Here is a 23471-nt window from a genome sequence, read left to right on the forward strand (position 1 = left end):
GTATGAAGCTTGTGTGACAAGCGCTTGAAATGACCCCGGGATAATCCAGGCCCATGCATCTGATGATTCCCCATGCCAGCGCCCTGGACGACGCGGCGCGGCATGCCTTCTCCAGCCTGGCCCTGCCCAACCTGGCTGGGCAACTGGCTCGATTGAGCCCCGCCGAGACCTGGGGCAGCGACGAGTACGCGCCCCAGCCCCCGCACCACCTGGCCCTGGCCGCCCTGCGCGGCCAGGCCGAACCCAGCGCAGCGGCCTGGGCCGTCGATGCCGGCCCTGAACTGTCCTGGGCCTTGATGACGCCCGTGCATCTGGCCGTCGGGACCGATGGCGTCGACGTGCTGCCGCCCGCGGCCCTGCACCTGTCCGAATCCGATGCGGCCCGCTTCTGCGCCGTGCTGCATGAACTCTGGCCCGAGGCCGAAGGCTGGCAATGGCGCTTGCTGGACGCCAACCGCTGGGCCATCGGCCATGCAAGCGCCCTGGATGACTTGAGCGCCGCCAGCATCGAACGCGCCGCCGGCCGGCCCATCGAGCCCTGGCTGCCCCAGAGCCGGGTCTTGCGCCGCTGGCAGAACGAAGCCCAGATGCTGCTGCACGAGCATGCGCTGAATGTCGAGCGGGAAGCACGCGGCGAGCACGCCATCAATTCGGTCTGGATCGGCGACATCGGCCGCAGCAATGGGCGGGCCGCCGACGTGACGGTCGACGCCCGGCTCACCGAGCCGCTGCTGAATGGTGACCTCGCCGCCTGGGCCGAGGCCTGGCAGCGCCTGGACGCCGGTCCTCTCGCCAAGGAACTGACCGGCCTGACGCTGTGCGGCGAACGCTTCGCGCGCCGTTTTGCCGTCCAGCCCCTTTCCTTCTTCGACAAGCTCAAGCGCCGGTTCCAGACGCCCGATGTGGCCGCCGTCATGGAGGCGCTGTGAACTCGCCCCGACTCATCGAACGCGACGTGCCGCCGCGCACCGCCTGGGCGCTGGAGCAGGCCGGCGTCGCCCCGCTGCTTGCCCGCCTGCTCGCCTCGCGCGGCGTGCGCGAAGCGGGCGAGCTGGACGAGAGCCTGGCCCAGCTGCTGCCGCCCACCGACCTGAAAGGCCTGCCCGAAGCCTCCCGCCTGCTGGCCGATGCCATCCAGTCCGGCGAGCGCCTTGTCATCGTGGCCGACTACGACTGCGACGGCGCCACCGCCTGCGCCGTCATGCTGCGCGGCCTGCGCCTGCTCGGCGCCCAGCCCGAACAGCTGGGCTATGTGGTGCCTGACCGCGCCGTGCATGGCTATGGCCTGACACCGACCATCGTCGACCTGGCGCTGGAGCAGCAACCCAAGCTGCTGGTGACCGTGGACAACGGCATTGCCAGCCTGGCCGGCGTCGCCCACGCGCGGGCGCTGGGCATCAAGGTGCTGGTGACCGACCACCACCTGCCGGCCCAGATCAACGACGCCATCGTCGTCCCCGAGGCCGAGGCCATCGTCAACCCCAACCAGCCCGGCTGCACCTTCGCGAGCAAGTCGCTGGCCGGCGTCGGCGTGGCCTTCTATGTGCTGATGGGCCTGCGCGCCGAGCTGCGCTCGCGCGGTGCCTTCACCGAGGTGCCGCGCCTGGATGGCCTGCTCGACCTCGTGGCCCTGGGCACCGTGGCCGACGTCGTCAAGCTCGACGCCAACAACCGCCGCCTCGTTGCGCAAGGCCTCAAGCGCATGCGCGCCGGCCGCGCCCAGCCGGGCGTCATGGCGCTGTTCAGTGCCGCCAAGCGCGATGCCTCCAAGGCCCAGGGTTTCGACCTCGGCTTTGCGCTGGGCCCGCGCATCAACGCGGCGGGCCGTCTGGCCGACATGACGCTGGGCATCGAGACCCTGACGACCGACGACCCCGAGCGTGCGATGGAACTCGCCACCCAGCTCGACGCCATCAACCGCGAGCGCCGCGAGATCGAGAGCGGCATGCGCGAGATGGCCGAGGCAAGGCTGGAGGCCCTGGTCGAAGCCCTGTCCGGCGCCCTGCCCCCGGCCGTGGCCCTGTTCGACGCCGACTTCCATGAAGGCGTGGTTGGCATCGTCGCCTCGCGCATCAAGGACCGCGTGCACCGCCCGACCTTCGTCTTCGCCCGCGGCGCCGATGGTCAATTGAAGGGCTCGGGCCGCTCCATCCCGGGCTTTCATCTGCGCGACGCGCTGGACCTCGTCAGCAAGCGCGAGCCCGATCTGCTGGCCAAGTTCGGTGGCCATGCCATGGCAGCCGGCGCGACGCTGGCCGTCGATGACGTGAATCGTTTCGCCCTGGCCTTCGCCCGCGTCGCCGAGGAATGGCTGAACGAGCAGGACCTGACCCGCACCCTGCGCCACGACGGCGCCCTGCCCCCCGAGGCCGCCACGGCCGAGACGGCGCGGTTGCTGGACGCCCAGGTCTGGGGCCAGGGCTTCGAGGCGCCCCTGTTCTGCGACCGCTTCGAGCTGGTCTCGCAGCGCCTGGTGGGCGAGAAGCATCTCAAGCTGCGCCTGCGCCGCGCCGGCCAGCTCATCGACGGCATCTGGTTCAACCACGTCGACATGCTGCCCGAGCGCGTCACGCTGGCCTATCGCTTGAGCCTCGATGAATGGCAGGGGCAGCTGCGCGTGCAGTACGTCATTGAAGCTGCCCAGACGTGAAGGAGTTGGCAGGGCCGCGTGCCCTGCCTTGCCAAGTCACCTGACTGTCATGGGGGACTCCAAGAATCCGCGGCGCCAGCCAGCCCGGAGCCTCACCCCATGCGCGCCACCGCGCCCGATCCCCTTGCCCTCGCCCTCGATCGCCTGATCGAGCAGCGCAGTTTCGACATCCACTTCCAGCCCCTCGTCGCCATCGACCGCGCCGAGATCTTCGGCTTCGAGGCCCTCACGCGTGGCCCGGCCGACGGCCCCCTGCATTCGCCGCTGGTGCTGTTCGAGGCCGCCGCCCGCCTGGGCCGCCTGGTCGAGCTGGAGCACCTCATCGTGCAGCGCGCCCTGCAGCGCTTCAAGCAGCTCGGCCTGCCGGGCCAGCTCTTTCTGAACGTGACGGCCGACACCCTGCTCGGCGCGCGCGAGCATGCCGGCCGCCTGGCCGCCGAGCTGGCCGAGCTGGGCCTGCCGACCTCGCGCCTCGTCATCGAGCTGACCGAGACCCGCCCCATCGAAGACCTGGCCCAGCTCGACGACGCCCTGCAGGCCCTGCGCGAGCGCGGCTTTCGCGTCGCGCTGGACGACCTCGGCGAGGGCTTTGCTTCGCTGCGCCGCTGGATGCAGATGCGGCCCGACTTCGTCAAGATCGACCGCCACTTCATCGACGGCATCGCCCAGGAGCCGCTGAAGCAGCAGTTCGTGCGCTCCATCGTCGAGATGGCCGCCACCAGCGGCTGCGAGGTCGTCGCCGAAGGCCTGGAGCAGGAGCCCGACCTCGACGTGCTGCGCCGCCTGGGCCTGACCATCTGCCAGGGCTATCTCTTCGCCCGGCCGAGCGCGACGCCGCGCGCCTCGCTGGGGGCGCAATGGAGCGGCCGCCTGGCCGCCAACGCCCAGCCGCGGCTGCTGCAGAACGACCTCGCCCTGACCCTGGGCCAAGGCGCCATCACGATGGCCGCCCAGCTCGCGCGCCGCGGCCGGACCGTCACCGCCGCGGCCAACTGCCGCAGCGTCGTGGACCTCTTCCACGGCGACGAGCAGCTGCTCGCCATCCCCGTGCTCGACGAGCAGCAGCGCCCCATCGGCGTGCTGCGCTCCCTGCATGTCCTGAAGCGCAGCACCGAGCGCTATTTCATGGACATCTTCGACAAGCGCAGCTGCGTCGAGCTGATGGACAGGAACCCCCTGGTCTTCGACGTCGCCACGCCGCTGCGCGCCATGAGCGATGCCGTGTCCAATCTCGACGAACGCCTGCTCATCGACGGCTTCATCGTCACGCGCGACGGCGCGTATTTCGGTTCGGGCCGCAGCTCCGACCTGCTCAAGGCCGTGTCCGACCTGCAGGTGCATGCGGCCCGCTATGCCAACCCGCTGACCCTGCTGCCGGGCAACGTGCCCATCGACAACCACCTGGACCGCCTCATCGAGGCCGGCGAGACCTTTGCCACCGTGGTCTGGGACATCGACCACTTCAAGCCCTTCAACGACATCTACGGCTACCGCATCGGTGACGACATCATCCGCCTGGCCGCCCGCGTGCTGACCCAGGCCGCCGACCCGCAGGTGGACTTCGTCGGCCATATCGGCGGCGACGATTTCGTCATGGTGCTGGGCAGCGCCGACTGGGAGGCCCGCCTCTCACGCATCTGCGAGGACTTTGACGCCGGCGTGCGCAGCTTCTTCTCGGCCGAGCACCTGGCCGCCGGCGGCTATGTGACGCTGAACCGCCAAAACCAGCCCAGCTTCCATCCGCTGCCGACGATCTCGGCCGGCGCCGTGCTGCATCTGCCCGGCCACTACGAGAACTCCCGCGCCCTGGCCGCCGCCCTGGCCGAGCCCAAGCGCGTGGCCAAGGGCCGCGCCGGCGGCAGCCGCTTCTTCGTCGACCGCCGCCAGCCCCAGCGCGCCCTGCTGGCCGCCTGATCCTGCCTCGCGCGTCGCAGCGCCGCGGCGCCCTTCACCGCCATGAACCTCTTCAAAGCCACGGAACACTGGAGCCTGCGCACGCGCCTCGCCCTGGTCGCCTGCCTGTCCCTGCTGCTCGGCGTCGTGCCCAGCGCCCTGCTGCTGCGCGGCTATGCCGCCCAGTTCGACTCTGCGTCGCAGCAGCACCAGGCCCTGCCCGCCAACCACGCCTGGCAGGCCCTGCTCGAGCGCCTGCAGGCCCAGCGCGGCCTGGCTGCCGAAGCCTTGTCCACCAAGCCCGACAGCAAGCCGCAGGCCATCGCCGCCGCCGCGGCCGTGCAAGCCGCGCTGAAGGCCCTGGACGCCGCCCTGGCCGACGGCCTGCCCGCCGGCCTCGCCGCCACCCAGCGGGAGCGCGTCGCCGCCCTGCGCAGCCGCCATGCCGAGCTGGCCCGGACCCTGGCCCAGGGGCCGCTGGACCCGCCGCGCCTGCTGGACGTCCAGGCCGCCCTGGCCGACGGCGCCTTCGAGGCCATCGCCGAGCTCAATGCCGCCACCGGCCTGCTGCTGGACGCCGAGGCCGCCTCTCATTTCGCCATCGAGGCTGGCCTGCAGTCGGCGCCGCGCGTGCAGGACGCCCTCTCAGAACTCGCCGCCCTGGCCCGCGCCGCCGCCGTGGACGACCTGGGCCGCATGTCGGCCGCCCACACGCGCTACCGCGAGCATGCCGCCCAGATGCAGTTACGCCTGCGCCTGGCCCTGCAGGCGGATGATGCCGAACTGGCCCGGCGGCTCGCGCCGCTGACGCAGATCGCCAAGGCCCAGCGCGAGCAGGTCGACCAGACGCTGGAGGCCGCCACCAAGGACGTCAACTATCCGCTGGACCAACTCGCCGCCAAGCTCGCCGAGGCCGGCGCCCTGCAGGCCCGGCTCAGCGCCCAGGTCATGGAGGCGTTGGACGCCGGCCTGTCGGCCCGCGCCGAGCGCGCCGCCCACCGCCGCAATGCGCTGACGCTCCTTCTGCCCGCCGCGCTGGCGCTGATGCTCTTCCTGATGGTCCGCTCCATCCGCCAGCTGCTGACACCGGTGCGCCAGATGGTGGAAGTGACCGAGCGCATCGCCGCCGGCGACCTCAGCCAGGCCGTGCCCCAGGGCCGGCGCGACGAACTCGGCCGCGTGCTGGCCGCGCTGGCGCATATGCAGCAGCGCCTGCGCAGCCTCGTCAAGCGCATCCACGAGGACGCCGGCGGCATCCGCCTCGCGGCGCAAGAGATCGCCGCCGGCAACCAGGATCTGGCCCAGCGCACCGAGGCCGCCGCCGCGCGCCTGCAGCAGACCGCCTCCAACGTGCAGTCGCTGACCGAGGCAGTGCGCCACAGCAGCCAAGCCGCACGCGATGCCGAAGCCCTGGCGGCTTCGGCCGCCGACGTCGCCACCCAGGGCGGTCGCATCGTCGGCCAGGTCGTTGGCAGCATGCAGGGCATGGCCGAGGCCAGCCGGCGCATTGCCGACATCACCGGTCTCATCGACGGCATCGCCTTCCAGACCAATATCCTGGCCCTGAATGCCGCCGTGGAGGCCGCGCGCGCCGGCGACGCAGGCCGGGGCTTCGCCGTCGTCGCCTCCGAGGTGAGGGCCCTGGCCCAGCGCAGCGCGACCGCGGCGCGCGAGATCAAGACGCTGATCCACCAGTCCGTCGAGGGCGTCGAGACCGGCACTGCCCAGGCCGCCGAGGCCGGTCAGGCCGTTGACGCCATCCTCGGCAAGGTGGGTGAGATGAGCACCCTCATCCATGCGATGGCCGAGCAGACCCGCGCCGAGGCCCAGCAGACCCTGGAGGTCGGCGAGGCCGTGGGCGCCATCGACGCCATGACACAACAGAACGCCGCCCTCGTCGAGGAGGCCGCCTCATCGGCCGACAGCCTGCGCTGCCAGGCCCAGGACATGGACGAGACGGTCAACGCTTTCACCCTGTAACCCTGGCGCGAAGGGGGCGTGCAGCGCCTGCGAGAATCGGGCCGTGAACCTCGACCCCACCCTCAACGCCGACCTGCACTGCCACTCGGTCGTTTCCGACGGCACGCTGACCCCCGAGGCCCTGGCCGAACGCGCCAAGGCCGGTGGCGTGCAGCTGTGGTCGCTGACCGACCACGACGAGATCGGCGGCCAGGCCCGTGCCATCGCCGCGGCGCGTGCCAACGGCCTGGCCTATCTGACGGGCACCGAGATCTCGGTGACCTTTGCCGGCCGCGTCGTGCACATCGTCGGCCTGGGCTTCGACCACGAGGCCACCGAGATCATCGAAGGCCTGCGCGCCACCCGTGGCGGCCGCGAGGCCCGCGCCCGCGAGATGGCTGCCAGCCTGGCCGAGGTCGGTATCCGCGGCGCCTTCGAGGGGGCGCTGAAATACGTCGGCAACCCCGACCTGATCTCGCGCACCCATTTCGCCCGCTTCCTGGTCGACGCCGGCCACTGCGCCGACGTCCCCGAGGTCTTCCGCCGCTTCCTGACCGAAGGCAAGCCCGGCTTCGTGCCGCACAAGTGGGCGACGCTGAAGGACGCGGTGGGCTGGATCACGCGTGCCGGCGGCATCGCCGTCATCGCCCATCCGGGCCGCTACGACTTCACGCCGACCGAGGAGTACGCGCTGATCACCGAGTTCATGGCGCACGGCGGCCGCGGCATCGAGGTGGTCACCGGCAGCCACACCACGGCCGAGTTCGAGCAGTACGCCAACACGGCGATCGAGTTCGGCCTGCTGGCCTCGCGCGGCTCGGACTTCCACTGCCCCGAAGAGAGCCGCATCGACCTGGGTGCCCTGCCGGCGCTTCAAGGCCGGCTGACGCCGGTCTGGGCGGAGCTGGCAGACCGCATTCGCTGAGCCTGCGCCGCCATTGGCCGCTACGGTGACGTCCGGTTGATGCGGGCGAAATAGAGATTCAGCCCGGCGAAGCCGCCAACCATCTTGCCCGAGTCGGTGATGCTGTAGCAGTGCATGACGTCCGGCATTGGCGAAGGGGCTGCCGGGATCGCGGCAATGGCTGCGTCGACGGCCTCCTCAATCGATACGCCCATGCCAAAGCCCTCCTCTGCCGAGTCCCCGACGAGGCTGGCCAAGGTCTTCGACACCTGCAAGCCCTTGATCTCGACCTGGTGGCTCCCTTGCGCATCGCGGATGAGGACGGTCTCCGGCCCCTTCGGATAAGCGACCATCACGGTGAAGTGGAACGGCCGCAGCGCAGGCGGCGTGATCTGTGGCGAGTAGACGAGGAAGTCGAAGGCGGGCGGGTAGATGCGAATGGGCGCCTGCCGGATGTCGGCAATCTCGTTGTAGTTGCCCAGCGTGCCCTGGGCCGTGATGAACAGCGCCGTGCCCAGCCGGAATGCCGTGTACTGCGCGCCGCTTCCGAACGCCTCCGAGTAGCCCGGCGGCGCGGCAGGGTAGCCGCCACCGTCTCTGGGCGCGGCTCGCGTCGCCTGGGCGCGGGCCGAGGGAATCGGGATGAAGGTGTCACCCAGCAACTTCATCAGCGGGGCCCAGGGCCAGTTGTCGCCCGGGTCACGGTTGGTCGAATCGCTCATAGCCATCCTCCACAGGTTCGTCGGCAGACCCGTCAAAGCAACACGCCTTGCATGATCACGATGCCGAACCGCAGGGATTGCAGCCCCCTTGAACAGCAGCGTCATCGTCAGAAATTGGTAGGCTGCAACCATTCGCAGGCTTGAGCGGTTACGGGCCACGGAGGCCGCCCCCGGATCTGCCGTCGGGAATCGCGCGGGCGGTATACGCTTGCGGACATGGCCCAGCTCTTCGAAGTCCACCCCGACAACCCGCAGCCGCGCTTCCTGCGCCAATGCGCCCAGATGCTGCAGGCCGGCGGCATCGGCGCGGTGCCGACGGACTCCAGCTATGCCTTTGTCTGCCATCTGAACGACAAGTCCGCCGCCGAGGCCCTGCGCCGCGTGCGCGGCGTGGACGACAAGCACCACCTGACCCTGCTGTGCCGTGACCTGTCGGAGCTGGCCACCTATGCCATGGTGGACAACCGCCAATACCGCCTGCTGAAGCTGGCCACACCCGGCGCCTACACCTTCATCCTGCCGGCGACCAAGGAAGTGCCGCGGCGGCTCTCCCACCCGAGCCGGCGCACCATCGGCCTGCGCGTGCCCGAGCACAAGGTCATCCAGGAGCTGCTGGCCCTGTTCGGCGAGCCGCTGCTGTCGACGACGCTGATCCCGCCGGGCGAGACCGAGCCGATGAACGACGCCGCCGACGTCTGCGATCGCCTGGACCGCCAGCTGCAGTTCGTGCTGGACGCCGGCGCCTGCCCGGCACAGCCGACCACGGTACTGGACCTCAGCCAGGGCGACGAGCCGGTGCTGGTGCGCCAGGGGCGCGGCGATCTGACCCGTCTGGGCCTGCAGCTGGACTGATTCAGGCCAGGCCGGCCGCCTTCAGCTCGCCGATCAACAGCGCGTTGTCCGGTCTCGGCAGCAGCGGCTGCACGGCGTTCACCACGTCGCGTGCGTCCTCGCCGCGGCCGGCCTGCTGCAGGGCCAGCGCCCACCAGCCGGCAGCGACACCGAAGATGCCCCAGACGGCCGACATGGTGGCACTCTGGGCCGCCCAGCCCTCGACCCGCGGCGTCAGCAGCTCCAGCGCGTCGGGCTGCGCCTCGCGCACGGCCAGGATGCCGCGCACGAGAGCCACCCAGGGGGCGAAACCCGGGTTGTCGAACAGCCCGGCATGCTCGGCCAGCAGCGCCCGGGCGGCCTGCACCGAGCCGCAGCTCGCCTCCCTCAGCGCGCGGTCCAGCCGTTGCATGGCAACGCCCTGGCCCGCGGCGATGAGGCGGTCGCGCAGCTGTTCGGCTTGAGCCTCGGCGCCGGCGGCCTGGAAGACGCTCATGCAGCGGCTGTCGAAGGTGCCCGGCGCCAGCGCCTCGGCCGCCTCCCGCCAAGGTTCGAGCGCGGCCAGGGCCTCGTCCAGCCGGCCCTCGGCGGCCCAGGTCTTGGCTTCGCGCACCGCGAGGTCCCACAGCGTCTTGGCGTCGGTGGCCGGGTCCATCAGGGGCCGCAGTCGGGAGATGCCTTCGCGCACCGCGGCGGCTTCACCCAGGGCTTCGGCACCGACCACGGCCGAGAACAACTGGGACCTCGCCACGGCGGCCAGCGGACCTTGGGCCAGCTCCGGCGGCGGGAAGTCCGGCAGCGCAAAGCCCAGGCCCTGGATGCGCCGCACCAGCTTGGCGATTTCATCCCGCACCGGCACGGCTGCCAACGGCTGTGGCGGGGCCAGCAAGCGGTGGCGCAGATGGGCGACCGAGGCCAGCCAGTCCTCGCCGCTGTCGCTCTCCTCCCACAGCTCCTTCAGTTCGGAATCTTCACCCGTGATGCGCTCGAGCACGGCCAGCGCCTGCTTCACGAGGGCCTCGGGCGGGACCAGCCGCGTGCGCGCGATCCAGTCTTCGGCGACTTCGGGGCAGCTCTCTTCCCCGCCGTGGCCGCGCAAGTGGGCGATCAGCTCGGTGGCCGCCAGGGCTTCGGTGGCCTGAGGCGCTTCCAGATAGCCCTCGCCGTCGTCGAGGACGGCTTGCAGCGCCGCCTCGATCAACGACAGGTCGTCAACCTCCTCCAGGCCATGGACCCAGTCGAGGGCGTCGTCGTTGCCGAAGGCTTCGTGGCTCCAGGCTCCCATGGCGGCTGACCGGATAGCCCGGCGTGGTGGTGATGGGCCGCAGTGTAGGAAGCCGCCAGCTCGGCCTTGCCGGCCATATTCACACCGTCGGTTCATCCACCACGCCTGCAGTTCATCCCGCGCGGCTGGCGCTTGATCGCAGAGCCCTGGAAGCACTCGGGTCCATTGCCGAAACTGACGCCATCGAACAAGCAATCACGCTTCTCGAACCCCAGTCAACGGAGTCCATCATGAGCCTGCAAACCGCCCTTACCGCCGCCGTCCTGGCCTTCTCGGCCGTCGCCGCCCAGGCCGCACCCCAGCCCACCGTCAAGCTGGAACGCGTCGTCGTCACCGGCAAGGCCGTCCGCGAAGTGGCACAGCTGCCGCGCGTCGTCGTGACCGGCTATGCCCAGCGTGAAGTGGCCCAACTGCCGCGCGTTGTCATCACCGGCTACAGCGAAGCCACCCTGGCCCGCCAGACCCTGGCCGCCGCCAGGACCACCGCCAAGCGCGGCTGAGCAAGCGTCGTCGAGATATGCGAATGACGTCTTTGAATCCCATCGCCACCGAGCCGAGTCGCCAGCGCTGCTGAGCAGCGTTGCCGACTCGGCTCGGTCTTTGGCCCTCGTGAGCCGCCCTCGGGCGGCTTTTTCATTCCGAGTGCAGCCCGGGGCAGGAAGGTGATCCAGCCGCAGCCTGTCCGCCGCGCCTGCAGTTCATCCAGCGCGGCCAGCGCTTGATCGCAGGGCCATGGAAAGGCCCGCCGCCATTGCCGAAACTGACTCCATCGAACAAGCAATCACGCGGTTCGAAACCCCAGCAAAACGGAGTCCATCATGAGCCTGCAAACCGTCCTTACCGCCGCTGTCCTGGCCCTCTCGGCTGTCGCCGCCCAGGCCGCGCCCCAACCCACCGTCAAGCTGGAACGCGTCGTCGTCACCGGCAAGGCCGCCCGCGAAGTGGCGCAACTGCCGCGCGTCGTCGTCACCGGCTACAGCGAAGCCACCCTGCTGCGCCAAGCCACGCTGGCTGCCGCCAAGACCTCCGCGAAGCGCGGCTGACGCAGGCGTCGACCGGACATGCGAATGACGCCTTTGATTTCCACCGCCGCCGAGCCGAGTCGCCAGCGCTGCTGAGTCAGCACTGCCGACTCGGCTCGGCCCTTGTTTCTTTCAAGACTTCACGATCTCGATGATGCGCTCGCGATCGAAGCCCAGCACCTGCTGGCCGCGCACGATCAGCGTGGGCGTGCCCAAGCCGCCCTGGGCCCGGTAATCGGCCATGCATTGCTCATCGCGCTCGATGAAGCATTCGCTGAAGGCCACACCCTCTTCCTGCATCCAGTGCCTTGCCGCCGTGCACCAGCCGCAGGTTTCGGACGAGATCATGCGGATGTCGCCGGGCTTGACACGCTCGGCCAGCAGTTCGCCGTCTTCAGCAGACACATGGCTGCGCCAGGCCCAGGAGGCCGCGGCGGCCACGGCGATGACGACGAGCAGGGAGCGCGGTGGCAGGTTCATGCCGCCATTGTCCGACGCCTCTCAATACACCTCGGGCACGATGAGGTTCTGCGGCACCGGATGGCGGATGTAGTCCTCGCGGCGCTCGCGCGGCGGCAGCTCGACGTCGGCATGCGGCACCTCCCGGTAGGGCATCTGCGACAGCAGATGGCTGATGCAGTTCAGGCGCGCGCGCTTCTTGTCGTCGGCCGGCACCACCCACCACGGCGACTCGGGAATGTGGGTGCGCTCCAGCATCACCTCCTTGGCCTTGGTGTACTCCTCCCAGCGGCGGCGCGACTCCAGGTCCATGGGGCTGAGCTTCCACTGCTTGAGCGGATCGTGGATGCGGCCGAGGAAGCGCACCCGCTGCTCGTCGTCGCTGATCGAGAACCAGTACTTGATCAGCTGGATGCCCGAGCGCTGCAGCATGCGCTCGAACTCGGGCGCGGAGCGGAAGAACTCCTCGTACTGCTCGTCGGTGCAGAAGCCCATCACGCGCTCGACGCCGGCGCGGTTGTACCAGCTGCGGTCGAACAGCACGATCTCGCCGGCGGCCGGCAGATGCGAGACATAGCGCTGGAAATACCACTGCGTGCGCTCGCGGTCGTTGGGTGCCGGCAGGGCAGCGACGCGGCAGACGCGCGGGTTCAGCCGCTGCGTGATGCGCTTGATGACGCCGCCCTTGCCCGCCGCGTCGCGTCCCTCGAACAGGATGACGACCTTGTGGCCCGTGTGCTGCACCCAGTCCTGCAGCTTGACGAGCTCGCTCTGCAGCCGGAACAGCTCGCGGAAATAGCGCTTGCGCTCCAGGCCGTCTCCGGCCGGCGCATCGCTGGCCATGACGCCATGGTCGCGGTCCTCGAGTTCGAGCTCCAGCTCTTCGTCGAAATCGTCCTGCAGGTCGCGGTGAATGCGCTTCACCAGTTCGTCATCGATGTGGCTCACGACGGCTCCCGGCCGCAACGGCGGCGCTAAGCGCCAGCCTACGCCGGTGCCGTGGCGGGCCTGTGACAAACCCGTACTTGACGACATCGTTTACAGGCGTAATCATTCGCCATCGTTTACACACGTAATCATGAACAAAGCGCCCCACCCCATCAGTGATGCCGAGGCCCAGGTCATGCGCCAGCTGTGGCAGCGCGCGCCGCAGGCGGCCGACGAGATCGCCGCGGCCCTCGGCCCCCAGCAGGGCTGGGCCCTGGCCACCGTCAAGACGCTGCTGAACCGCCTGCTGAAGAAGGGCGCCATCACGGCCGAGCGCGACGGCCGGCGCTTTCTCTACGTGCCGGCCATTCCCGAAGACGCCTGGGTGGCCGACACCGGCCTGTCGTTGATCGACCGCCTGTTCGGCGGGCGGCTGGCGCCGCTGGTGGCCCAGTTCGCGTCGGAGCGCAAGCTCAGCGCCGACGACCTGGCTGCACTGAAGGCCCTGCTGAAGGAGCAGGAGCGTGGCTGAGGGCGCCTGGCTGTCGTGGCTGGGCCAGCAGGCCTTGCTGCTGAGCGCGGCCGTGCTGCTGCTGGCGTTGGCCCGCCCGCTGCTGAAGCGCCAGGGCGCAGGCCTTGTCTACGCCGCCTGGCTGCTGGTGCCCGCTCTGCTGCTGACGCCCCTCCTGCCCCGCCCGGCGCCGCAGCAGGAACCCCTCCCCCTGGTGCTCGGCGCGGCCGGCCTCGATGCCCATGCCACCCTGCCGACATGGAGCCGGCCGGCGCCCGATCAGGGCTCGCTCTGGCTGATGTTTTGGCTGATGCTCTGGCTGGCCGGCGCGGCCTTGTCGCTGGCACTGCAGCTGCGCCACCAGTGGCGGCTGCAACGCCACGGCAGCCGCCTGCCTGCCGGCCACAGTCCCGCCCTGATCGGGCTGCTGCGCCCACGCGTGCAGCTGCCGCTGGACTTCGAGGCGCGCTTCGGCGCCACCGAGCGCGCCCTGATCCTGGCCCATGAAGACGTGCACCGCAGCCGGCACGACAACCTTTGGAATCTGCTGGCCGGCCTGCTCGTCGCCCTGCACTGGTGGAACCCTCTGGCGCACTGGGCTTGGCGGCGCATGCAGACCGACCAGGAGCTGTCCTGCGACGCCGCCGTCCTCGCCTCCCGGCCCGGTGACCGGCCCGTCTACGCCCGCGCCCTGCTGCTGGCTCATGGCCTGGATGCCCGGGCCGCCCCCCTGGCCAGCCGCTGGAGTTCCCACCACCCCCTCATCGAAAGAATCGCCATGCTGAACCGCCCCCGCTCTGCCACCTCACGCGGCCGCAACGTGCTGGCTGCCTCGCTGCTGGCCCTGACCGGCCTCGTCTACGCCGCCCAGGCCGCCGACGTCCCGGCGCCGCGCGAGTACCAGGCCGTGACCGTCGACCTGCAATGGCAGGACGCTGCCGGCCGCACCCAGGGCCATTGGCCCGTCACCCTGCCCTGGCACTTCTTCGTGACCAACCAGCCCTTCGTCTTCTCGCCGCCGTCGACGGCCCAGCCGCTGGAGGTGGTGCTGCGCGGCAGCCAGCTCCCGGATGGCCGCAGGCAGCTCACGGCCGCTGTGCGCGACCGCAAGACGCAGGACACGCTGAGCGCCGAGCAGGCCCTGGCCGAAGGCGCTGCGGCCAGCGCGGAAGTCGCCGCGCCGGCCCAGGCCGGCAGCGGCCGGCTGGTGTTCAAGTTCCTGCAGCCATGAGCGAGCTGCTGCTGTCATCGCTGCTGCGCCAGGCCCTGCTGCTCAGCGCGGCGGTGCTGCTGCTGTGGGCCCTCCACCGCCCGCTGCTGCGCCTCGGTGCGAGCGCCGCCTATGCATCCTGGCTGCTGCTGCCCCTGCTGCTGCTGACGCCGGCCCTGCCGCGGCCGGGCCGGGAGCCGCTGCAGCGGGCGCTGCAGGCCGCGACGAACGCCGACATGACCGAGTTGCCGGCTGTGGTGGCGCCGGCGACGGACCACGCCGCCCTCTGGCTGGTGCTGTGGCTGGCCGGCGCTGCCGTCGTCGTCGCGGTGCAGGCGCGCCGCCAATGGCAGCTGGGCCGCTTCGGCGAGCGCTTGCCCGCGGGCAGAAGCCCGGCCCTGGTCGGCCTGCTGCGCCCCCACGTCGCCCTGCCCGCTGACTTCGAGCAACGCTTCTCGGCCGCCGAGCGCGAGCTCATCCTGGCCCACGAGCAGGTGCACCGCGAACGCGGCGACAACCTCTGGAACCTGCTGGCCTGCGCGCTGACGGCCCTGCACTGGTGGAACCCGCTGGCCTGGTGGGCGGCGCGGCGCATGCAGGCCGACCAGGAGCTGGCCTGCGACGCGGCCGTGCTCGCCCGCTACCCGGGCAGCCGCCCGACCTATACCCAGGCGCTGATGACAGCGCATCACCTCATGCCCGCGCGCGCGCCACTGGCGAGCCGCTGGGGCAGCTCCCATCCCCTTGTCGAAAGGATCACCATGTTGAACCGCTCCCGCACCCTGCCGCGCCGGCGCGCGGCGGCGCTGGCCCTCGCCCTGCTGGGCGTCGCCGGCCTGGCCTATGCAGCGCAGACACCCCCCCAGGCCGCGAGCGCCACGCAAGCCGCGCAGCCGCAGAAGGTCGAGATCCGCCTGAACGTGACGTCGGGCGCTTTCAAGGCCGCGCCGCGGTTGATCACGGCGCTGGGCGAGCGCAGCAGCCTGCAGTGGGGCGGCACCGCGGCCCAGAGCTGGCGCCTGGACTTCACCGTGACGCGCGGCGACGACGGCAAGCTGCAGGTGCTGACCCAGCCCAGCTACGGCGGCAAGGCGCTGGGCGAGCACAAGGGCGTGCTGGCCTCCGGCGAGAGCTTCGGCCAGCGCATCGGCGGCAGCGACGGCGTGCCGGCACTGCAGATGACGCGTGTCGTCACCCTGCTGCCGGCCGATTTCAAGATGCCAAGCCACGAATCCAAGCCGCGCAGCTGACGCGGCATGCTCAGGGAGAATTTTCATGAACCGACTGCTTGAGATCCTGGTCTACCAGACCCTGCTGTTCAGCGCCGGCGTGGCCTTGCTGGCCCTGCTGCGCCCGCTGCTGTTGCGCAGCCTGGGTGCCGGCGCGACCTATATGGCCTGGCTGCTGGTGCCTCTCCTGATGGCCAGCCCCCTGCTGCCCGTGCCCGCCGCGGCGCTGCCGGCGCCCACTGCGGCCCCGGTCAAGCTGGTCACCCTCGTCGACCAGGCCCTGCCAGCCCTGCAGCCTGCCCAGGCCGCCCCCAGCGTCGCCGCCCTGGCCTGGCTGCTCGCGTGGGCTGCGGGCGCACTGCTGGTGGCAGTCAGCTTGTTCCTGCTGCAGCGCCGCTACCTGACCGGCCTGCATCGCGACGCCCAGGGCCGCTGGCTGGCGCCCAGCGGCGCCAGTCCCGCCGTTGTCGGCCTGTGGCCGCAACGCCTGGTGCTGCCTCTGGACTTCGAGCAGCGCTTCGACGCGCCCGCCCAGCGCCTTGTGCTGGCCCACGAGGCCGTGCATGCGCGCCGACATGACAACGCCTGGAACCTGCTCGGCGCGCTGCTGCTGTGCCTGCAATGGTTCAATCCGCTGGCCTGGTGGGCCTGGCGACGCCTGCGCGGCGACCAGGAGCTGGCCTGCGACGCCGCCGTGTTGTCGGCCGAGGCCGGCCCGGCAGCGCTGGCCGCCTATGCCCAGGCCATGCTGGCCGCGCATCCGGCCGGCCGCCAGCCCGCCCTGGCCAGCGGCTGGGCGGCCCGCCACCCGCTGGTGGAGCGCGTGCGCATGCTGTCGCGCCACCGCCGGGCGCCGCGCTGGCAGCATGCGGGCGCCATGCTGCTGGTGCTGGGTCTCGGCGGCAGCGCCGCGCTGTTGGCTCGCGCAGCACAGCAACCCGCACCCGCACGGGATGCGAAGCCACCCCAGGGCCAGGGGCTGATCTTCGAGGTCTCCTCGCAGCTGGGCCAGAACGACTGGACGCGCCGCACGGTGACCATGCCCGGCAAGAACGTCTCGATGGCCGGCGGCCCCTGGGGTGTCTTCATGGATGTGCTGCAACCCGCCTCGTGCATGCGGCTGACGTTGCATGGCTTTGACGACGGCAGCTTCCGCCTCACCGGCCAGGTGCTGGATGAAACCTGCCAGCGCGTGCTCAGCGACTGGCGGGAACTGAAGGTCGATGGCAGCCTGGTGCAGTTCGTCGCCACGACGCCGCAAGGACCGCTGCAGGCCCAGCTGTCAGCGCGCCTGTTCGACCCCAAGGATGCGCGTCTGCCGGCCCAGATGAAGGCCGAGCTGGAAGCCGCGCAGCCGCTGTCGCCGGCGCAACAAGCACTGCAGGCCGAGCAGCGCGAGCGCATGGCCGCGCTGCATCGCGAGCAGGAGGCCCAGGACCGCGCCTGGCGCGCCGCGCGCGCGGCCCGCTAAAGTCGCGCCCTCCCGAATCCGCCCCTTTCCTTTTCGATGAGCCTTGCCGACGTGCGCGCGGCGCTGAACGCCGAGCTGTCGGCCACGCCCGAGTATTACGACTTCAAGGTGCTGAGCAGCGAGCGGGAGGGCGCGCTGTGGCGGGTCACGCTGGAGCCCGGCTATGTATTCGCCGAGGGCCAGCGCCCCGGCGCCGCCTCGGCCCAGGCGCTGCTGGACGACAGCCTGGACGGCGCCAGTGCCTGGTGGGGCGCGCCCACCAAAGGCGGCGCCAGCGTGCTGGCCGTCGTCGCCGAGGACGATCAACTGGTGCTGCAGAACGCCAGCAGCGCGCCGCCCCCGGCAGGCAGCCTGATCCGCCTCTACCCGACCCGATTCCTGAACGCCGTCGCCGACGCCTGGTGGGACAGTCCTTGGGCCGAGCGCGCCCTGGCCTGCCTGCCCGACCTGGGCCGGCCACAGCGCATCGATGCCGGCCCGGCCTTGACCGGCTCACCCTTTCGCTGGCTGCGCGCGGCCCAGCGCCAGGCCCTGGCCCTGGTCGGCCACAGCAGCGCCTTCCTGTGGGGGCCACCAGGCACCGGCAAGACGACGACGCTGGGCGTGCTGCTGGCCGAGTACCTGGACACGCGTCCCGACGCCCGCGTGCTGCTGCTGTCGACCACCAACCACGCCGTCGACCTCGCCACCCTGGCCATCGACAAGGCCTTGCAGAAGGGGCGGCGCGAGCACTGCCGCGCCGGCGTGCAGCGCCTGGGCACACGCTTTGACGCCGCGGCCTACGCCGGCCGCGAGCACCTGATCCCGACCGAGGACGCCGAGCTGATCGCGCGGCTGGCGCGGGCCGAAAGCGCGCGGCCGTCGGCTCGCGACGCCGTGGCGCTGAAGGGCTGGGCCGACCGCGTCGCGGCGCTGCGCGACGAATTGCGGGCCTCCTCGCTGAAGGTGCTGAGGCGCTGCCGCCTGGCAGCGATGACGACGACGCGCGCCGCCTTCACGCTGAAGTCGCTGCGCGAGCTGGCGCCCGATGGCGAGCCGCCCTTCGATCTGATCGTGTTCGACGAGGCCAGCCAAGCCAGCCTCGCCCACGCGCTGGTGCTGATGCCGTTGGGCCGTGCACGCCTGTTCGCGGGCGACCCACAACAGCTGTCGCCCGTGCAGCGCAGCGAGGACCGCCTCGCCCGCCGCTGGCTGGGGCGCTCGGCCTTCGCGGAGATGCCGCGCTCAGGCCCATCGGTCGCCCTGCTGGACGAGCAGTCGCGCATGGCCGCCCCCATCGGTGACCTCGTCAGCCAGCTCTTCTACGACGGCGCCCTGCGCGTGGCGGCGGACACCCCGGCTCAGTGGCAGGCGGCGCGACGCCGCACTCTGGGCGACATCGCGCCCGACGACCATCTGCATCTGCATCGCGTCCAGCTCGATGGCGGCTGGTCCTCCACCCACCGCGGGCCGGTGCGGCGCGAGTCGGCCGAAGCGATTGCTGCGCTGGTCGCCAGCGCCTTGGAGAGCGGCAACTGGCAGCCCGAAGAGCTGATCGTGCTGACGCCTTTCCGCGCCCAGCGGGCGTTGATCCGCCAATGCCTGCGTGCGCGCGGCCTGCCCGAGGCGCTGCGCGTCAGCACCGTGCATCGCGCCCAGGGCAGCGAGGCCCCGGTCGTGCTGTTCGATCCGGCCGATGGCGCCCAGCCTTTTCTGCAGGGCGAGGAGGCGCAGCGCCTGCTCAATGTGGCGCTGAGCCGCGCCCAGGCCAAGCTGGTGCTGTTCGTGTCAGCGGCCGATGCGGCTGGCGCTTTCCTCGCACCGCTGGTGCGCAAGCTGCGGCTGGCGGCCGACGAGCGCACCGCCCAACCCTTGATCGAGCTGGCGCGCGCACCGGGTTTTCCGGCCAATGCCATCGGGCGCCGCGTGACGGCCGGCCGCCTGAGCGGCGAGGTCACGCGCGTGAGCTGCGATGGGGATCAGTTCTGGCTCGTCAACGCGATCACCGGTGCCGAACAACCGTTCGACACCGCGTTCTGGCGCCAGCGTGCCAGAGAGGGCGTCGCAAACGCCTAGACCGCCGCCGTCACGACGATTTCGACCTTCCACTCCGGGCGGGCCAGGCCGGCGATGACGGTGGCGCGCGGCGGCGTGTGGCCGGCGGCGACCCAGGCGTCCCAGGCGGCATTCATGCCGGGGAAGTCGGCGCGGTCGGCCAGGTAGATCTGGGCGCGCAGGATGCGGCTCTTGTCGGTGCCGGCGCGCTCCAGCAGCTTGTCGATGGCGGCCAGCACCTGGGCCGTCTGGCCCGTGATGTCGGCGCTGGCGTCCTCGGGCACCTGGCCAGCGAGGTAGGCGACGCCGTTGTAGACGGCCATCTCGGACAGGCGGGCACCGATGTCGAAGCGTTCAACGGGGGCGGAGGCGGTCATGATTTCTTCCGGGCAGTTTTCGAAGACGTGGATTTGGCGGCAGGCGCCGCGGTGCCGGCCTTGGCCCCAAGCTTGCTCTCGGTGCCGGCCAGCAGCTTCTGGATGTTGGCCGAATGGCGCCACACCAGCAGCAAGCCCATGATGATCAGGGCCAGCGCGGTCGGGCCGGCTTCCCAAATGAGCAACTGATACATCGGCGCAAAGGCGGCCGACACGATGGCGGCCAGCGAGGAGTAGCGGCTGAACCAGGCAATGATGAGCCAGGTCGCCAGCGTCGCAACCCCTAGCAGGGGATTGAGACCGAAGATGACGCCGGCCGCCGTCGCCACGCCCTTGCCGCCCTGGAAGCGGAAGAACACCGGCCACAGATGGCCGAGGAAGGCCGCCACGCCGACGAGGGCCATCGTGCCTTCCTCCAGGCCATGGGGCTGGCCCCAAAGCTTGACAGCCAGGACCGGCAGGAAACCCTTGAGGGCATCGAAGACCAGGGTCAGGATGGCGGCGGCCTTGTTGCCCGAGCGCAGCACATTGGTGGCGCCGGGATTGCCCGAGCCATAGGAGCGCGGGTCCGACAGGCCCATGGCGCGGCTGATGATGACGGCAAAGGACAGCGAGCCGATCAGATAGCCGACGACAGCGGCAAGCAGGGGGAGCACGGTTTGCATGGGGCAGCATTGTCGGGCAGGTCTGGCCGGCCGACGCTGCCGCCGCGAAGCTTCAGCGTCTGTCCCGGCCGACCAGCCGCGGCAGCACCGCGAGCACGGCCAGGGCCAGCAGCGTGCTCAAGACGGCCTTGCTCTCCCGGCCCAGGCCACAGGCGACGCCGATGGCCGCCGTCATCCAGATGCCGGCCGCCGTCGTCAGGCCCTGCGTGTCTTCCTCGCTGCGGTGCTTGATGATGGCGCCGGCACCGAGAAAGCCGATGCCGGTGACGATGCCCTGGATGACGCGGCTCATGTCCGCGACGGCCATGCCATCGAACTCCGGCACCAGCACGAAGAGGGCGGCCCCCAGCGCCACCAGCATGTGCGTGCGGATGCCGGCTGCCTTGCCCTTGTGCTCGCGTTCATAACCCAGCACTCCGCCCAGCAGGGCCGCGAGCAGCAGCCGCGTCAGCAGGCGGGTCAGCTGCGCGACATCGGGCGCGTCGGAAAACTCGTCGTGAAGGGTCGCGAGGATGGTGTTCCACATGGCCCGCACCGAGCAACCGGCATGCCCGCCGCGTCAGTTCGCGCAGCTGACCGGCCTGGCACCCAGCAGCTCGGTCAGCACCTGGGGCTCGATGCCGACCAGATAACCGCGCCGCCCGCCGTTGATGCAGATCTTCGGCAATTCGAGGATGGTCGCCTCGACGAACACCGGCATGGCCTTGCGCACACCGAAGGGTGAGGTGCCGCCGACCTGGTAGCCGCTGTGGCGCTGCGCCACCTCGGGCTTGCAGGGCTCGACCTTCTTGCAGGGGATCTGCCGCGCCAGCTCCTTCAGGCTGACCGTGCGGTCGCCATGCATCAGCACGATCAGCGGCTCGGCCTTGTCATCCTGCATGACCAGGGTCTTCACGACGGCGTGCTCGTCCACGCCCAGCTGCTTGGACGACTCGGCCGTGCCGCCGTGCTCGACATAGTCATAGACATGCTCGGTGAAGGCGACGCCGGCACGCTTCAGGACCTGGGTCGCGGGGGTCTCGCTGACGTGGCTGCTCTTTTTACTCATCCCCTCATTCTCGGAGAGGTGCCGAATTCCGTTGGGCGGCGACTATTTATTGTTTTACAGTAAGTTTTTCTTGTTTTACGAAGACCACCATGCCGGATTCCTTCTCCGCCGACGGCCTGCGACGCATCCGCCGCCTGGCCTGGATCGTGCGGCTGCTTTGTCTGCTGGGCGTGGTGGTCATCGGCACCCTCCCCTTCATCTTCTGGGCCGACGCGGTCTGGGTGGCCGAGGTCGCTGCCCGCACCTGGAGCCTGAGCAAGATGCAGCTCGACCTCGGCGCGCGCCTGGGCGGCCTGGCGGCCTCGCTGCTGCCCGCCTCGGTCAGCGTGTTCGCGCTGTGGCAGATGTGGTCGCTGTTCGGCTGCTTCGCCCAGGGCGAGCTGCTGGCGCGCCGCCCGGCCCAGCATCTGCGCCGCCTGGGCCTGGGTCTGTGCGCCCTGGCCGCCGCCCAGCCCCTGGGTCACACCCTGGCCATCCTCGCCTTGACCTGGGGCAACCCGGTCGGCGAGCGCCAGCTGTGGTTCGGCCTGTCCTCTGACCATTACCTCGCGCTGCTCTTCGGCCTGCTGCTGCTGGCCTTGGCACAGGTGCTCCATGAAGCCGCCCGCGTTGCCGACGAGAACGCAGAGTTCATCTGAGAAAGCCATGCCCATCGTCGTCACCCTCGACGTCATGCTCGCGCGCCGCAAGATGCGTTCGCGCGAGCTGGCCGAGCGCGTCGGCATCACCGAGGCCAATCTGTCCCTGCTGAAGAGCGGCAAGGTGCGCGGCGTGCGCTTCGACACCCTCGCGCGCATCTGCGCAGTCCTGCAATGCCAGCCCGGCGACCTGCTCGCCTGGGAGCCTGGCCCCGAACCTCCCGAAGACAACAACTGACCCATGCGATTCCTGCTTGCCTGCCTGCTGGCCCTGGCCACGGCCGCCCATGCCCAGACCGAAGTCCTGCCCGCCGTCCAGACCGACCTCAAGCGCGACAAGGACGTCCTGCCCTATGCGCGCATCAACGAGCTGCTGACCAAGTTCGGCAAGCATGGCGAGGGGCTGTTCCGCATGGACTTCAAGGTCGATGCTCAGAAGACCACGATGGCCGTGACGGATGTGCGCCTGGTGGTGCGCAGCGACGAGGCCGACCATCCCATCCGCATCGACGGCGAAGGCCGCTTCGACCTGCCGGTGCTGCCCGAGGCCGAAGCCAAGACAGCCGACCTGGCCAGCAATGCCGGCAAGGGCAAGCTGGCCGTGCGCGGCACCATCGAGCTGACCGTGCCGCCCGAGCAGCTGACCCTGGCCAAGGTGCGCCAGGTCGTGCGCGTCGCCCGCACGCTGCGCGAGGAGCTGCTGCCCTGGTATCTGCGCTGGCTGTTCCCGCGCATCGAGGCCGTGCGCGTCTGCAGCGCCACGCCCGACTGGCAATTGCAGTGGAGCGAAAACGGCCAGCTGCTCGGCCTGCCCCTGGCCGTCGCCGCCGGCGAGCGCGACCCCGAGGCCGGCAAGGCCGAGGCGGGCCGCCCCTGCACCCTGCTGAGCGGCCAGGAGAACTGGCCCGACGCGGCCCGCCTGGTGGCGCCGGCCGGCACCAAGCTCAGCATCAAGTTCTGACCGCCATGAATCACCGCTGGATCGCGCGCATCGCCGTCGCGGCCCTGCACCTCGGGCTGCTGGCGGCGCTGTGGATGCACAAGCCGCCCCCGCCCGCCGAGCATGCCGACAGGCGGTTGACGGTGGTGCGCCTGATCGCACCGCCGCCCCCGCGCCTGCCACCTTCCAGCCTGCCGAAGACGGAGCTTCCCCGCGCGGCAGCCCGGCGCGCCATCCCACCCCCGGACCTCGCCCCCGAGCCGCAGAAGACGCGTGAGGCGGCAGCCCCACCCGCAGCGGCGGATCCTCCCGCCATCGTGCCGCCTGCCGAGCCCCCCCGTACGACACTGCGCCTGACCCTGCCGTCCGGCTATGCCGCCTCCAGCGCCGCCGCGCGCAACCCGGCGCTGAGCGACCCGCGCAGCAACACGCCGCGCCCGACGCTGGAAGACCGCATCGCCGACGCCACCGGCGGCGCGGGTGCCTGGGTGGAGGAGAGCACCAGTGAGAACCGCTCCCAGTCCGTCGGCGCCCTCGGCGACCGCCGCACCGTCATGCGCCGCGGCGACACCTGCGTGGAGATCTTCCGCTCGCGCATCGCCGACATGGACAACTTCAACGGCAACGTCGCCCCGCGGGCGATCAGCATGGTCGGCAAGCCCTACAAGTGCAAGTGAAGGCCGTCTGCCGCTGGCA

At 70.7% G+C, this 23471-nt stretch carries 25 protein-coding genes; 17 read left to right on the top strand and 8 right to left on the bottom strand.

The features are described 5' to 3' along the window. Nucleotides 1-53: 53 nt before the first annotated feature. The 5 genes from J2X20_RS06090 (at nucleotide 54) to J2X20_RS06110 (ending at nucleotide 7427) form a co-directional block, all read left to right on the top strand. Nucleotides 54-929: a hypothetical protein gene (locus J2X20_RS06090; protein ID WP_310262265.1), complete on the top strand. Its 876-nt coding sequence runs from the start codon at nucleotides 54-56 to the stop codon at nucleotides 927-929. Further along, the gene (gene recJ, locus J2X20_RS06095) at nucleotides 926-2650 is read left to right on the top strand and encodes a single-stranded-DNA-specific exonuclease RecJ (RefSeq protein ID WP_310262268.1); all 1725 of its coding nucleotides are present in this window, start codon (nucleotides 926-928) and stop codon (nucleotides 2648-2650) included. The genes J2X20_RS06090 and recJ overlap by 4 nt, the downstream gene beginning before the upstream one ends. A 99-nt stretch (nucleotides 2651-2749) precedes the next feature. After that, a complete protein-coding gene (locus tag J2X20_RS06100) occupies nucleotides 2750-4564 on the top strand; it encodes a bifunctional diguanylate cyclase/phosphodiesterase (protein ID WP_310262269.1) in 1815 nt (604 codons plus the stop codon). Between the two features lie 42 nt (nucleotides 4565-4606). Beyond that, the gene (locus J2X20_RS06105) at nucleotides 4607-6523 is read left to right on the top strand and encodes a methyl-accepting chemotaxis protein (protein ID WP_310262270.1); all 1917 of its coding nucleotides are present in this window, start codon (nucleotides 4607-4609) and stop codon (nucleotides 6521-6523) included. A gap of 43 nt (nucleotides 6524-6566) precedes the next feature. Further along, entirely contained in the window at nucleotides 6567-7427 is an 861-nt protein-coding gene (locus J2X20_RS06110; protein ID WP_310262272.1) for a 3',5'-nucleoside bisphosphate phosphatase, read from the top strand. A 20-nt stretch (nucleotides 7428-7447) separates the two neighbouring features. On the opposite strand, the gene J2X20_RS06115 is transcribed toward J2X20_RS06110, so the two are convergent. Beyond that, nucleotides 7448-8233: a hypothetical protein gene (locus J2X20_RS06115; protein ID WP_310262274.1), complete on the bottom strand. Its 786-nt coding sequence runs from the start codon at nucleotides 8231-8233 to the stop codon at nucleotides 7448-7450. Between the two features lie 111 nt (nucleotides 8234-8344). On the opposite strand from J2X20_RS06115, the gene J2X20_RS06120 reads away from it, so the two are divergent. Continuing rightward, a complete protein-coding gene (locus J2X20_RS06120) occupies nucleotides 8345-8980 on the top strand; it encodes an L-threonylcarbamoyladenylate synthase (RefSeq protein WP_310262276.1) in 636 nt (211 codons plus the stop codon). A 1-nt stretch (nucleotide 8981) separates the two neighbouring features. On the opposite strand, the gene J2X20_RS06125 is transcribed toward J2X20_RS06120, so the two are convergent. Then, nucleotides 8982-10244 (bottom strand): DUF4259 domain-containing protein, encoded by a 1263-nt coding sequence (locus J2X20_RS06125; RefSeq protein WP_310262279.1) that lies wholly within the window; start codon nucleotides 10242-10244, stop codon nucleotides 8982-8984. A gap of 230 nt (nucleotides 10245-10474) precedes the next feature. On the opposite strand from J2X20_RS06125, the gene J2X20_RS06130 reads away from it, so the two are divergent. Continuing rightward, nucleotides 10475-10744 carry a hypothetical protein gene (locus J2X20_RS06130; protein WP_310262282.1) on the top strand — a complete coding sequence of 90 codons (270 nt, stop codon included), beginning with the start codon at nucleotides 10475-10477 and terminating at the stop codon, nucleotides 10742-10744. A 318-nt stretch (nucleotides 10745-11062) separates the two neighbouring features. Continuing rightward, nucleotides 11063-11287, top strand: coding sequence for a hypothetical protein (locus tag J2X20_RS06135; RefSeq protein WP_310262286.1), 225 nt, complete (start codon nucleotides 11063-11065; stop codon nucleotides 11285-11287). Between the two features lie 111 nt (nucleotides 11288-11398). On the opposite strand, the gene J2X20_RS06140 is transcribed toward J2X20_RS06135, so the two are convergent. Then, nucleotides 11399-11746, bottom strand: coding sequence for a glutaredoxin family protein (locus tag J2X20_RS06140; protein ID WP_310262289.1), 348 nt, complete (start codon nucleotides 11744-11746; stop codon nucleotides 11399-11401). A gap of 21 nt (nucleotides 11747-11767) precedes the next feature. Further along, nucleotides 11768-12673, bottom strand: coding sequence for a polyphosphate kinase 2 (gene ppk2, locus J2X20_RS06145; protein ID WP_310262292.1), 906 nt, complete (start codon nucleotides 12671-12673; stop codon nucleotides 11768-11770). 130 nt (nucleotides 12674-12803) lie between these two features. On the opposite strand from ppk2, the gene J2X20_RS06150 reads away from it, so the two are divergent. Genes J2X20_RS06150 through J2X20_RS06170 form a run of 5 tightly spaced genes read left to right on the top strand, consistent with a single transcriptional unit; the run spans nucleotide 12804 to nucleotide 19128 of the window. Further along, nucleotides 12804-13184 carry a BlaI/MecI/CopY family transcriptional regulator gene (locus J2X20_RS06150; protein ID WP_310262295.1) on the top strand — a complete coding sequence of 127 codons (381 nt, stop codon included), beginning with the start codon at nucleotides 12804-12806 and terminating at the stop codon, nucleotides 13182-13184. Then, nucleotides 13177-14394: a M56 family metallopeptidase gene (locus tag J2X20_RS06155; protein ID WP_310262297.1), complete on the top strand. Its 1218-nt coding sequence runs from the start codon at nucleotides 13177-13179 to the stop codon at nucleotides 14392-14394. Before J2X20_RS06150 ends, J2X20_RS06155 begins: the two co-directional genes overlap by 8 nt. Then, nucleotides 14391-15623 carry a M56 family metallopeptidase gene (locus J2X20_RS06160; RefSeq protein ID WP_310262300.1) on the top strand — a complete coding sequence of 411 codons (1233 nt, stop codon included), beginning with the start codon at nucleotides 14391-14393 and terminating at the stop codon, nucleotides 15621-15623. Before J2X20_RS06155 ends, J2X20_RS06160 begins: the two co-directional genes overlap by 4 nt. A 25-nt stretch (nucleotides 15624-15648) precedes the next feature. Then, on the top strand, nucleotides 15649-17073 hold the full coding sequence (locus J2X20_RS06165; protein WP_310262303.1) for a M56 family metallopeptidase: 1425 nt from the start codon (nucleotides 15649-15651) through the stop codon (nucleotides 17071-17073). Between the two features lie 36 nt (nucleotides 17074-17109). Then, the gene (locus J2X20_RS06170; protein ID WP_310262305.1) at nucleotides 17110-19128 is read left to right on the top strand and encodes a DEAD/DEAH box helicase; all 2019 of its coding nucleotides are present in this window, start codon (nucleotides 17110-17112) and stop codon (nucleotides 19126-19128) included. Here the strand turns inward: J2X20_RS06170 and J2X20_RS06175 are convergent. From J2X20_RS06175 to ybaK, 4 genes are read right to left on the bottom strand one after another with little or no spacing between them, the layout of a single operon-like run. Continuing rightward, nucleotides 19125-19484: a RidA family protein gene (locus tag J2X20_RS06175; RefSeq protein ID WP_310262308.1), complete on the bottom strand. Its 360-nt coding sequence runs from the start codon at nucleotides 19482-19484 to the stop codon at nucleotides 19125-19127. The genes J2X20_RS06170 and J2X20_RS06175 overlap by 4 nt on opposite strands. After that, a complete protein-coding gene (gene plsY / locus J2X20_RS06180) occupies nucleotides 19481-20149 on the bottom strand; it encodes a glycerol-3-phosphate 1-O-acyltransferase PlsY (RefSeq protein WP_310262310.1) in 669 nt (222 codons plus the stop codon). The genes J2X20_RS06175 and plsY overlap by 4 nt, the downstream gene beginning before the upstream one ends. A 52-nt stretch (nucleotides 20150-20201) precedes the next feature. Then, nucleotides 20202-20675, bottom strand: a complete 474-nt coding sequence (locus J2X20_RS06185; protein WP_310262312.1) for an MgtC/SapB family protein — start codon at nucleotides 20673-20675, stop codon at nucleotides 20202-20204. Between the two features lie 33 nt (nucleotides 20676-20708). Further along, entirely contained in the window at nucleotides 20709-21197 is a 489-nt protein-coding gene (gene ybaK / locus J2X20_RS06190; protein WP_310262316.1) for a Cys-tRNA(Pro) deacylase, read from the bottom strand. 89 nt (nucleotides 21198-21286) lie between these two features. On the opposite strand from ybaK, the gene J2X20_RS06195 reads away from it, so the two are divergent. From J2X20_RS06195 to J2X20_RS06210, 4 genes are read left to right on the top strand one after another with little or no spacing between them, the layout of a single operon-like run. Next, a complete protein-coding gene (locus J2X20_RS06195) occupies nucleotides 21287-21835 on the top strand; it encodes a DUF2975 domain-containing protein (RefSeq protein WP_310262318.1) in 549 nt (182 codons plus the stop codon). A gap of 7 nt (nucleotides 21836-21842) precedes the next feature. Then, nucleotides 21843-22073, top strand: a complete 231-nt coding sequence (locus J2X20_RS06200; protein WP_310262321.1) for a helix-turn-helix domain-containing protein — start codon at nucleotides 21843-21845, stop codon at nucleotides 22071-22073. A gap of 3 nt (nucleotides 22074-22076) precedes the next feature. Continuing rightward, nucleotides 22077-22796, top strand: a complete 720-nt coding sequence (locus tag J2X20_RS06205; protein ID WP_310262325.1) for a hypothetical protein — start codon at nucleotides 22077-22079, stop codon at nucleotides 22794-22796. A 5-nt stretch (nucleotides 22797-22801) separates the two neighbouring features. After that, complete coding sequence (locus J2X20_RS06210) at nucleotides 22802-23452, top strand: hypothetical protein (protein ID WP_310262328.1); 651 nt, start codon at nucleotides 22802-22804, stop codon at nucleotides 23450-23452. The last annotated feature ends 19 nt before the right edge of the window (nucleotides 23453-23471 follow it).

Source organism: Roseateles saccharophilus (assembly GCF_031458095.1).
GTDB classification, from domain to species: domain Bacteria; phylum Pseudomonadota; class Gammaproteobacteria; order Burkholderiales; family Burkholderiaceae_C; genus Pelomonas; species Pelomonas saccharophila_A.